The organism is Streptomyces sp. NPDC060209 (genome assembly GCF_042728155.1).
In the GTDB taxonomy this organism is placed as follows: domain Bacteria; phylum Actinomycetota; class Actinomycetes; order Streptomycetales; family Streptomycetaceae; genus Streptomyces.
On the sequence record NZ_JBHWZS010000061.1, the window covers coordinates 24,822 to 35,194 of the forward strand.

The window sequence follows — 10,373 nt, forward strand, 5'->3', positions numbered from 1 at the left end:
CAGGTCCTCGATGGCAGCGGGCGTGGAGGTGAGTGCCCCGTAACAGGGGCCTCCTGACGGACTCGGCGGCATCGTGCCGGCCTGGGTCCCGCCGTCCGTGACGGGGCGTCCTGCGCAAGCCGGGAAGGGGAAAGTTCCTCCGGGCGCGGACTGCGGGTGCTCAGCCCCGGTGACACGCCGCGGAGCACACGCGCTTCAGGTCGACATGACCTCGCGTCGTCAGGTGTGCGGATCGCTGCATGTCACGCAACGTATCCGGAACGCCGTAAGCCGGTCAAACACCTGACCGCATGGTGGACTCCCGTGCCGTCGGTGAACTGCCGGTCGCCGTCCGGCGTTCCGTGGACCACCGCAGGTCGTCGCACCCGTCCGCCCCGTCCCGGGGACCCGCGGCGCGCGGGCATGCGCGGGCGGAGCCGGACGGACGCCGGCCCGGACCCGAACTGTTCGGCGGCAGCGGGGCAATGACGCCCGGAATTAACCTCCGGTCTCTTGCCACGACCGGTCTACGCGCATAGTTTTTGGCCCCTCACTACACATTTGGGGGCAGTTCCCGTGCACATAGCCAGACCCGGCTCCGCCCTGCTGGCCGCCGCCGTCGCCGTGACCCTGTCGGTGACCGCGCTGCCCGCCGCTTTCGCGGCACCGTCGTCGTCGGCCGTCATCTCCGAGGTGTACGGCGGCGGGGGCAATTCCGGCGCGACGCTCACCCGTGACTACATCGAGCTGGCCAACGCCGGCCAGAGCTCCTTCGGCCTGTCCGGCTTCAGCGTCCAGTACCTGCCGGGCACCCCCTCCGCCGGATCGCTGTGGCAGGTCTCCGAGCTGTCCGGCGCCGTCGCGCCGGGTGCCCGCTACCTCGTCGCCCAGGCCGCGGGCACCGGCGGCACGGTGGCCCTGCCGACCGCCGACGCGACCGGAACGGTCGCGATGTCCGCGGCGAGCGGCACCGTCGCGCTCGTCTCCGGCACCGCACCGCTGACCTGCAAGACCGGCGCGGACTGCGCCGCCGACACCCGGATCGTCGACCTCGTGGGCTACGGCTCCGCGGTCGTGCGGGAGGGCAGCGGCCCCGTGACGGGCGCCTCCGCCACCGCCTCCGTGGCGCGCGGCACTTCCCTGGCGGACACCGACGACAACGCCGCCGACCTGACCGCGGGCACCCCGACGCCGGTCAACGCGGCCGGCGAGACCTCCGGCGGGTCAGGACCGGGCGAGCCAGGCGGGCCGACCGAGCCCGGCACGGTGCGGGTGCACGACATCCAGGGCACGACCCGCCTCTCCCCGCTCGCCGGGCAGCCGGTCACCGGGGTTCCGGGTGTCGTCACCGGCGTACGGACCACCGGATCGCGCGGCTTCTGGATCCAGGACACCGCGCCGGACGACGACCCCCGCACGAGCGAGGGCGTGTTCGTCTACACCGGTTCCGCCGCCCCCACCGTCGCCGTCGGCGACTCGGTGCTGGTCAGCGGCAAGGTCGCCGAGTACTACCCGGCCACCGGTGCCCAGTCGCTCACCCAGATCACCGCCCCGCTGACCACGGTCCTGTCCTCGGGCAACGCCCTGCCGGACGCGGTCGTGCTCGATGCCTCCTCGGTGCCTGACGCCTATGTGCCCACGGCCGGCGGCGGTTCCGTCGAGGCCCTCGCCCTCGACCCGGCGAAGTACGCCCTCGATCTGTACGAGTCCCTCGAGGGCACCCGCGTCACCATGGCCGACACCCGGGTGACCGGCGCGACGACCGCGTACGACGAGGTCTGGGTGACGGTGAAGCCCCGGGAGAACCCGACCCGGCGCGGCGGCACGCTGTACGCCTCCTACGAGGACCAGAACACCGGCCGCCTCAAGGTGATGTCGCTGAACACCGCGCAGCCCGTCCCGGCCGCGGACGTGGGCGACGTGCTGTCCGGCTCCACCACGGGCGTCGTCGACTACGCGTCGTTCGGCGGCTACAACGTGCAGGCCACCGAGCTGGGCACGCTGAAGGACAACGGTCTGAAGCGCGAGGTGACGCGGAAGCAGAAGCGCAAGGAGCTCGCCGTCGCCACGTACAACGTGGAGAACCTCGACGCGGCCGACGACCAGGCCAAGTTCGACACGCTCGCCCAGGGTGTGGCGGTCAGCCTCTCGTCCCCGGACATCGTGTCCCTCGAGGAGATCCAGGACGACAACGGTGCGGTGAACGACGGCACGGTGGGTTCCGAGGCGACGCTGAAGCGCTTCACGGACGCGATCGTCGCGGCGGGCGGCCCCCGTTACACCTGGCGCTATGTCGCCCCCGAGGACGGACGGGACGGCGGCGAGCCGGGTGGCAACATCCGTAACGTCTTCCTCTTCAACCTCGACCGGGTCGACTTCGTGGACCGTGCGGGCGGTGACGCGACCACCGCCGTGAAGGCGGTGAAGACCAAGAAGGGTGCCACGCTCTCCGTCTCGCCCGGCCGGATCAACCCCACGAGCACGGCCTGGGACAGCAGCCGCAAGCCGCTGGTGGGCGAGTTCCGCTTCCGCGGTGAGCCGGTCTTCGTCATCGCCAACCACTTCGCGTCCAAGGGCGGCGACCAGTCCCTGCACGGCCGCTACCAGGAGCCGGTGCGCAGCTCCGAGACGCAGCGCGTGCGGCAGGCGGCGGAGGTCAACACCTTCGTCACCTCGCTCCTGAAGGCGGACAAGTCGGCCCGGGTCGTCACGCTCGGCGACCTGAACGACTTCGCCTTCTCCCCCACGATGAAGGCGCTGACCAGCGGCAAGGTCCTCAAGCCGCTGATCACCACGCTGCCCGTGGGTGAGCAGTACAGCTATGTCTACGACGGCAACTCGCAGACGCTGGACCACATCCTGACCAGCCCCGCCGTCCGCCGCTTCGACTACGACGTGGTGCACATCAACGCCGAGTTCGCCGACCAGGCGAGCGACCACGACCCGCAGATCGTGCGGATCGACGTGAAGGGACAGGGCCACCGGCACTGACCCACCGGGTGGCGGTCCGACCGGGCCGCCACCCTGACCACCGTCTGTTCGACGGGCCGTATCGCTACCCTCCCCCGCATGACTGCCGAGGCCGCTCCCCCCGCCGACATCCCCGGACCCACGGGACCGATACGCCCGTCCGCATCCGCCCGGACCGTGGTGCGCCCCGTGGGCCGCGCAACCATCAGCGGCGGCTTCTGGGCCGCCAGGCGCCGTACCAATGCCGACGTCAGCATCCCGCAGGGACCCCGCAGACTCGAGGACGCCGGGAACCTGGCCAATCTTCGGGCGGCGGCGGGTGGCACGGGTGACTTCGCCGGGGACTTCCCGTTCCAGGACTCCGATGTCCACAAGTGGCTCGAAGCGGCGTCCTGGCAGCTCGCCGGGGCACCTGACGACGAGGAACTCCGCGCGGACACCGAGGCGTTGATCGCCCTGCTCGCCTCCGCGCAGGACGACGACGGCTATCTGCAGACGCACTACCAGGTCGCCCGTCCCGACCGGCGCTGGCAGGAGCTCGACTGGGGTCACGAGCTCTACTGCGCCGGACATCTCATCCAGGCCGCCGTGGCCCACCACCGGGCCACCGGGCGCACCGGGCTCCTGGACATCGCGCGTCGCTTCGCCGGTCACATCGACTCGGTGTTCGGACCCGGGCGGCCCGTGGACGGGGTGTGCGGGCACCCGGAGATCGAGACCGCGCTGGTCGAGCTGTACCGGGAGACGGATGAACGGCGCTGGCTGGACCTCGCCTCGTACTTCGTCGACCGGCGCGGCCACGGCCTGCTGGGCGACGGCGAGAAGAGTTTCCCGGGTGCCGGCTACTGGCAGGACCACGTGCCCGTGCGTGAGGCGCGGACCGTCACCGGGCACGCGGTGCGCCAGCTGTACCTGCTGGCCGGCGTCACCGACCTCGCCACCGAGACGGGGGACGCCGGGCTGCGGGAGACGGCGGTGCGGCTCTGGGACACCATGACGGAGTCGAAGACGTATCTCACCGGCGGCCTGGGCTCCCGGCACGAGCTGGAGTCCTTCGGCGATCCCTACGAGCTGCCGCCGGACCGGGCGTACAACGAGACGTGCGCCGCCATCGCCTCCGTGCAGTGGAGCTGGCGCCTGGCCCTGCTGACCGGTGAGGCCCGCTACTCCGACCTGATCGAGCGCACCCTGTTCAACGGCTTCGCCGCCGGGTGCGGCCTGGACGGCGACAGCTGGCTGTACGTCAACCCGCTCCAGGTGCGCGAGGACTACGAGGGGCACCGCGACGACCAGTCGGCGCGACGCACCCCCTGGTTCCGCTGCGCGTGCTGCCCGCCGAACGCCATGCGCCTGCTGGCCTCGCTGCCCCACTACGTCGCCGGCACGGACGACGACGGCGTACGGCTCCACCAGTACGCGACCGGGACCTACGGGCCGGTGTCCGTGGAGACCGACTACCCGTGGGACGGCCGGATCACGGTGACCGCCGAGGAGGCCGGCACCTGGACGCTGTCGCTCCGCATCCCCGCGTGGGCTTCCGGTGCCACCCTGGACGGCGAGCCGGCCGAGGGCGAGGCGGGCTGGCTGCGGGTGCGCCGGCAGTGGGAGCGGGGTGAGCGGGTCGTCCTCGATCTGCCGGTGCGGCCCCGGCTCACGCACCCGGACCCGCGCGTCGACGCCGTACGCGGCTGCGCCGCCATCGAGTTCGGCCCGCTCGTCTACTGCCTGGAGGCGGTGGACCAGCCCCGCAGGCTGGACGAGGTGCTCCTCGACGCGAGCACCTCTCTCGAGGCGGAGCACCGCCCCGGGCTGCTCGGCGGTGTCACGGTGGTGAAGGCCGGGGCGCTCACAGCGGTGCCGTACGCGGTGTGGGCGAACCGGGGCGCGGGGGCGATGCGGGTGTGGATTCCGCTGCGGTGACCTCCCCGGTCCAGGCCTGGTGCGGGAGCCGGACGGCGGCAGGGTCGAGCGGCTGGTCCGTGAAGAAGCGGGTCACGAGGGCGGCGACCTCGTCGGAGCGCTCCAGAACGACCCAGTGGTCGGACTCCGGGAGGGTGAGGAAGCGGCTCCCCTCGATCGTCCCCGCGAACTCCCGCTGCAGCTCCGGCGACGTCACCGTGTCGTGCTCCCCGGCGAAGACCAGGGCCGGTACGCCGGACAGCCCGCCGGAGAAGTCCGGACGGTCCCCCAGCGCCCGCCGCAGCGAGTCGGCGGCGTGCTCCGAGTGGGCGAGCGCGTGCAGGAAGGAGCGCCGCACATAGCGCCGGGCGAGCTCCCTGCGGTGTACGGGCCGGTCCGGGTCGAGGCACATCAGCCCGTCGGCGGCCAGCGCCGCGAAGCCCTCCGCGTCGCCCTCCGCGAGCGCCCGCGTCGCCCGGTGCCAGTAGGCCCGCCGGTCCTCACCGATATGGGTGGGGACGCCCCCGAGGACGAGCCGGGCGATGCGCCCCGGGTCGTGCTGCGCGCAGCCGAAGGCGATGGCCGCGCCGTAGGAGAAGCCGAAGAGATTGATCCGGGAAGCGCCCAGATCGTCGATGATCCCGGTGACCGCCGCACGCAGTACCGGGGCGCTGGGGCCGGGCGGCAGGGGGTCCGCCGTACCCATGCCGGGCAGGTCCGCGGTCACCACGTCGGCCACCGGGCCCAGATGGTCGTCCATCTGCGGCCAGCCGAACATGCCTTGCAGCGCACCGCCGATGACGAGTACCGGCTCGGTGACCGGTGCTCCGCCGGCGGCCGGGTCACGGGGCAGCAGGCGATAGCCGTAACGCAGCCCGTCCACGGTCAGGGACCGGATGATCTCCTCGGGCATGGTGCTCCTCGCTTCCGGTCAGGCTCTGGTGAGCACGAGCGCCGCGTTGTGGCCGCCGAAGCCGAGCGACGTCTTGACGGCGCAGTCGAACGCGGCGGGCCGGGCCTCCTTGCTCACCACCTCGACGGGGATCGCCGGATCGGGGGCGTCCAGGTTGGCGGTCGGCGGGACGAGCTGGTGCTGGAGCGCGAGGACGGTCAGCGCCGTCTCGATGCCGCCCGCGGCACCCAGGGTGTGTCCGGTCATTGCCTTCGTCGAGGTGACGAGGGGGTGCTCGCCGAGGACACGGCGCAGCATGCCCGCCTCGATGAGGTCGTTGGCGACGGTCGACGTCCCGTGGGCGTTGACATGACCGATGTCGGTGGCGTCGATGCCCGCGTCGGCGAGGGCGGTGCGCAGCGCGCGCTCGATGCCGAGGCCGTCGGGGTCGGGGGCGACGGCGGAGTGGGCGTCGCTGGAAGCCCCGTAACCGGCGACATGTGCGCGGACTTTGGCGCCGCGGGCACGGGCGTGCTCGGGGCGTTCCATGACGAGGAGGCCGGCGCCCTCGCCGACGACGAAGCCGTCGCGGTGCGTGTCGAACGGACGGCACGCGGCCTGGGGGTCGTCGCGGCGGGTGGAGACGGCCCGCATCTGGCAGGCGCTGGCGATCAGGAGCCGGGAGCGGACCGATTCGGCGCCGCCCGCGACGACGATGTCGCAGGCCCCGGTACGGAGCATCTGGTGGGCCGTGCCGATGGCCACGGTGCCCGACGAACAGGCCGCGGAGACTGCCTGGCTCGGGCCGTGCACACCCAGGTCCATGGCGACGCTGCTGGCGGCCCCGTTGACGACGCTCAGCGGGGCGAGCTTCGGGGAGACGCGTCGCGCGCCGCGCTCGGTGAGGGTGGTGTGCTGTTCGTCGTAGAACGGCAGGCCGCCGTGGGCGGACCCGATGACGACGGCGACCCGTCCGCTGTCCCAGACCGAGGGGTCGAGCCCGGCGTCCGCGACCGCCTCACGGGCGGCGATCACGGCGAGCTGCGAGAAGCGGTCCATCAGGCGTTGCGCGGCGACGCCCAGGGCGGCCTTCGTGTCCAGGCCGTCGACGGTGTACATGAAGTCGCAGGGCAGACCTGCGAGTTCCGGCAGGTGCGCCACCGACGGGGCGACCGTCGTGTCGCACACCCCCCGCCAGGCCTCGTCGACTCCCACACCCGCGGCGGTGACCAGGCCGACTCCGGTGACCGCGGCGCTGAACGGCTCGATGCCCGGCTGCGCGGACCTGCGAGCGAACGGCCCCCGGCCCGTCACGCGCCGGCCTTGCTGCGCACGGCCGCGACCAGGTGGCCGACGGTGTCGCGCGACGAAAGGACTACGTCCTCCAGATCGATGTCCAACCGGTCCTCGATGAGGAGCCGGAGCTCCTCCAGGGCGAGCGAGTCCAGCCGCAGCTGTCGGAGCGGCACCTCGGGCCGGATGGAGGCCGGATCGGTTCCGAAACTGGTGACGAGCAAGGCGCTGATCTCTTCCGAGGTGCTCATGGGAGGCTCCTCCGCTCTCGGTACGCGGTGACGCCGGCCGCGTGGGGGGTGATGTGGCCATCGGGGACGCCGGCTGCTCGGGAGGGACCCTTTATACGCCTTCGCGGCCGCTGTTCCCGACCCCGTTCCCCCGTGAGGAGGGGGGACGGCCAGGTGTGCGATTCCGCCGCGCCGCGGCGGCGGGTGACACGATGGGCACGGACGTACGGACATATGGACCTGCCGGAGGACGAGGAAGCCCGGCCACGGAGCGGCCCGGCGGGGCGGGCGGCGTCGTCGTCCTGGTCACCTGGCCGAGTGGTCCGGCCAGGGAATGCGGCTGGTCGTCCGCCGTTCCCGTACGCGGAATCCGGCCGCGGCTAACGGAGCACTAAATTCCGACCGTGCCGACGGGGCTCCGAACGGCGTTCGGCCACACCTGTCCCGGGCCACCCGTCGATACTGTGGCCGGGCCCTTGCGCAGTGCCGGGCCGGGATACGGAACGTACGGACAGAGACATGGACGAGAACACGGATCCGCAGGACGCGAAGCCCGGCCGAATCGGGGTGACCTACCGGTTGATAGCCACCGTCGTGCGCACCGCCGGCCGCGTCTTCGCGCGCCGGGACTGGCGGGGCGGCCATCATCTGCCCGCGGCGGGTGGCTACATCACGGTGATCAACCACAACTCGTACGTGGACGCCCTCGCCTACGGACACTTCCAGTACAACAGCGGCAAGCCGCCCCACTTCTTCGTCAAGGCATCGCTCTTCAAGGTCCCCGTCCTCGGCGCCGCACTGCGGGCCACGGGCCAGATCCCCGTCGAGCGGCGCAGCACCCGGGCGGCGGACTCCCTGCGGGCGGCGTACGAGGCCGTGCGGAGCGGGGAGTGCGTGGCCATCTATCCGGAGGGGACGCTCACCCGCGACCCGGAGCTGTGGCCCGGGCAGCCGAAGACGGGGGCCGCCCGCCTGGCACTGATGACCCGGGCCCCGGTCATACCGGTCGCCCAGTGGGGCGCCCACGAGATCATGCCGCCGTACGCCAGGGGTGGCAGCCGGGTCAGGCTCCGCCCCCGGCCCACGCTGGTGGTGCGCGCCGGCCCCCCGGTGGACCTTTCGGACCTGTACGACGCCGGGCTGACCGTACCCGTGCTCAGGGAGGCCAGCAGCCGGATCATGGACGCGGTCGTGACCCTGCTGGAGGACATCCGCGGGGAGAAGCGCCCGTCCGGCTACGGCACCTGACGCGCCCTCGTCCGAGCGTTCCGGCAGAGGCGGACCTGGCCACCTTCCGCGTGGAGCAGGTGGACCAGGCCGCCGGGCGCGGTCGCGTCCGAGTGGAGTGCTGCCGACCGAGGGTGTTCCGGACCAGGTCGCATGAGCCTCCTGATCCTCGGACTCGGCACCTCGCAGGGCTGTACGTTCTCACCGGCCCCGGCTGTGGATCACTGCACGGCGCCGGTCCCGGCGCGGTCGGCGGCGAGCCCGTCGGGCACGGTGCCCGGACCGGCGGGACCGGCGGGACCGGCGGTCGCCGCGGGACCGGCGGTCGCCGCGGCGCGGGAGGCTCTGCGGGTGCGGACCACCTCTATGAGGACGGGGAGCATCGATACGCCGATGATCAGGAACACGGCGGGCAGCAGATAGCTGTCGATGCTGCCCTTGAGGGTGTCGCCGAGGCGGTAGCCGAGCAGCAGGATGCCGACCGTCCACACCAGGCCCCCGACCGTGTTCCACACGAGGAAGACACCCGCGCGGATTCCGAGTACCCCTGCCACCGGGTTGAGGAACGTCCGCACGACAGGGATGAATCGCGCGAGGACGATCGCTTTGCCGGCCCCGTATCGGCTGAGGTATGCCTCGGCCTTCTGGACGTACTCCTGCTTGAACAGCCGGGAATCGGGCCGCGCGAACAGCCGCGCTCCGACCCTCGCGCCGAGCAGGTGCCCCAACTGCGCCCCGGCGACGGCGCAGACGGGTGCCCCGATGAGGAGCATCGGCAGGGAGAGGTGGAAGCCGGGCCGGTCGAAGACCTCGGCGGCGGCGCCGGAGGCGCCCACGCCTGCCAGGAACAGCAGGGAGTCGCCGGGCAGGAAGAAGCCGACCAGTAATCCGGTCTCGACAAAGATGATCACGAGGATGCCCGCCAGCCCGAAGGTGGTGATCATGGACTGGGCATCCAGCACGTTCAGGGCAAGTTCCACTGCGGGCTCCTCGGAAGGGGATGGGGGCGTGGTCCGGGCTCAGGTGGCCGCGGACGTGGCGTAGACGGGGACGTACTCCTGACCGGAGAGCGCGGCGACGGCATCGGTGACGGTGTCGGCCGCGAGGCGCCTGGTGCGGGCCTCACCGGCCCCGCCCGCGTACTCCGTGAGGTCCAGGGGCGGCCCGAAGACGATCCGGACCCTGGCCGGACGAGGCACGCGGCGGCCCGGAGGGAGCACTCGGTCCGTGCCGAACATGGCGACGGGCACCACCGGTGCTGCGGATTTCAGTGCCAGCCACGCCACACCGGTACGCGCCCGGTAGAGCCGGCCGTCCGGTGACCGGGTGCCCTCCGGATAGATGCAGAAGACGCCGCCCTGCTCCAGGACCGCCAGACATGGGTCCAGAGAGGCGACGGCCGCCCGCTGATCGGCTCGGTCGACAGATATCTGACCGCTGCCGTTCATGAACGAGGAGGTGAACTTCCCGATCAGGCCGCGTCCCCGGAAGTATTCGGCCTTGGCCATGAAGGTGACGTGACGGTCCAGGACCAGCGGAAGAAATGTGGAATCCAGGATCGAGAGATGGTTGGAGACCAGTATCACCGGACCCGACCGCGGCACGTTTTCCAAACCGGTCGCCTCGAGGCGCACCGCGGCACGCAGCAACGGACCGGCTATCCGCCTGATGTGTTGGTAGATCGGCAACTTCGGGTTACTCCGCTCTGTTCCCGCAAATCGATTGCTGGGCGATCGCATTCATGTGCAGCCCGACGGATCCTAAGCATCAGTCATCGGCCGGTCAAGCGGCCCTGATTCGCTGATGAAATACTGAATTTCCACCGCCGGCTTCACTTAAGTCCGGCTAAAAAAAGAAAGCGCCCCGTCCGCTCGGCCGGGGGC

At 71.8% G+C, this 10,373-nt stretch carries 8 protein-coding genes; 3 read left to right on the forward strand and 5 right to left on the reverse strand.

Annotated features, from left to right (window positions below; translation table 11 throughout):
- The first annotated feature begins 555 nt into the window (after positions 1-555).
- Together ACFWFI_RS14835 and ACFWFI_RS14840 are read left to right on the forward strand one after the other, a co-directional pair.
- Positions 556-2,970 (forward strand): endonuclease/exonuclease/phosphatase family protein, encoded by a 2,415-nt coding sequence (locus ACFWFI_RS14835; protein ID WP_387389435.1) that lies wholly within the window; start codon positions 556-558, stop codon positions 2,968-2,970.
- A 78-nt stretch (positions 2,971-3,048) separates the two neighbouring features.
- Positions 3,049-4,869, forward strand: coding sequence for a glycoside hydrolase family 127 protein (locus ACFWFI_RS14840; protein ID WP_387389436.1), 1,821 nt, complete (start codon positions 3,049-3,051; stop codon positions 4,867-4,869).
- Here the strand turns inward: ACFWFI_RS14840 and ACFWFI_RS14845 are convergent.
- The 3 genes from ACFWFI_RS14845 to ACFWFI_RS14855 are packed head-to-tail and all read right to left on the reverse strand — an operon-like array spanning position 4,796 to position 7,284.
- Positions 4,796-5,761 (reverse strand): alpha/beta fold hydrolase, encoded by a 966-nt coding sequence (locus ACFWFI_RS14845; protein WP_387389438.1) that lies wholly within the window; start codon positions 5,759-5,761, stop codon positions 4,796-4,798. The genes ACFWFI_RS14840 and ACFWFI_RS14845 overlap by 74 nt on opposite strands.
- An 18-nt stretch (positions 5,762-5,779) precedes the next feature.
- Entirely contained in the window at positions 5,780-7,054 is a 1,275-nt protein-coding gene (locus ACFWFI_RS14850) for a beta-ketoacyl-[acyl-carrier-protein] synthase family protein (RefSeq protein WP_387389440.1), read from the reverse strand.
- Entirely contained in the window at positions 7,051-7,284 is a 234-nt protein-coding gene (locus ACFWFI_RS14855; RefSeq protein WP_387389442.1) for an acyl carrier protein, read from the reverse strand. Before ACFWFI_RS14855 ends, ACFWFI_RS14850 begins: the two co-directional genes overlap by 4 nt.
- Before the next feature lie 498 nt (positions 7,285-7,782).
- On the opposite strand from ACFWFI_RS14855, the gene ACFWFI_RS14860 reads away from it, so the two are divergent.
- A complete protein-coding gene (locus ACFWFI_RS14860) occupies positions 7,783-8,511 on the forward strand; it encodes a lysophospholipid acyltransferase family protein (RefSeq protein WP_387389445.1) in 729 nt (242 codons plus the stop codon).
- A 200-nt stretch (positions 8,512-8,711) separates the two neighbouring features.
- Here ACFWFI_RS14860 and ACFWFI_RS14865 read toward each other — a convergent pair whose 3' ends face one another.
- Together ACFWFI_RS14865 and ACFWFI_RS14870 are read right to left on the reverse strand one after the other, a co-directional pair.
- Positions 8,712-9,470: a DedA family protein gene (locus ACFWFI_RS14865; protein WP_387389447.1), complete on the reverse strand. Its 759-nt coding sequence runs from the start codon at positions 9,468-9,470 to the stop codon at positions 8,712-8,714.
- 39 nt (positions 9,471-9,509) lie between these two features.
- Positions 9,510-10,229, reverse strand: a complete 720-nt coding sequence (locus ACFWFI_RS14870) for a lysophospholipid acyltransferase family protein (protein ID WP_387389450.1) — start codon at positions 10,227-10,229, stop codon at positions 9,510-9,512.
- Positions 10,230-10,373: the final 144 nt, after the last annotated feature.

What these genes read in the sequence shown, in the direction of transcription:
- ACFWFI_RS14840 (WP_387389436.1), top strand. Translation starts at nt 3,049, where the DNA reads ATGACTGCCGAGGCCGCTCCCCCCGCCGACATCCCCGGACCCACGGGA.
- ACFWFI_RS14845 (WP_387389438.1), bottom strand. Translation starts at nt 5,761, where the DNA reads ATGCCCGAGGAGATCATCCGGTCCCTGACCGTGGACGGGCTGCGTTAC.
- ACFWFI_RS14855 (WP_387389442.1), bottom strand. Translation starts at nt 7,284, where the DNA reads ATGAGCACCTCGGAAGAGATCAGCGCCTTGCTCGTCACCAGTTTCGGA.
- ACFWFI_RS14860 (WP_387389445.1), top strand. Translation starts at nt 7,783, where the DNA reads ATGGACGAGAACACGGATCCGCAGGACGCGAAGCCCGGCCGAATCGGG.
- ACFWFI_RS14870 (WP_387389450.1), bottom strand. Translation starts at nt 10,229, where the DNA reads ATGCGATCGCCCAGCAATCGATTTGCGGGAACAGAGCGGAGTAACCCG.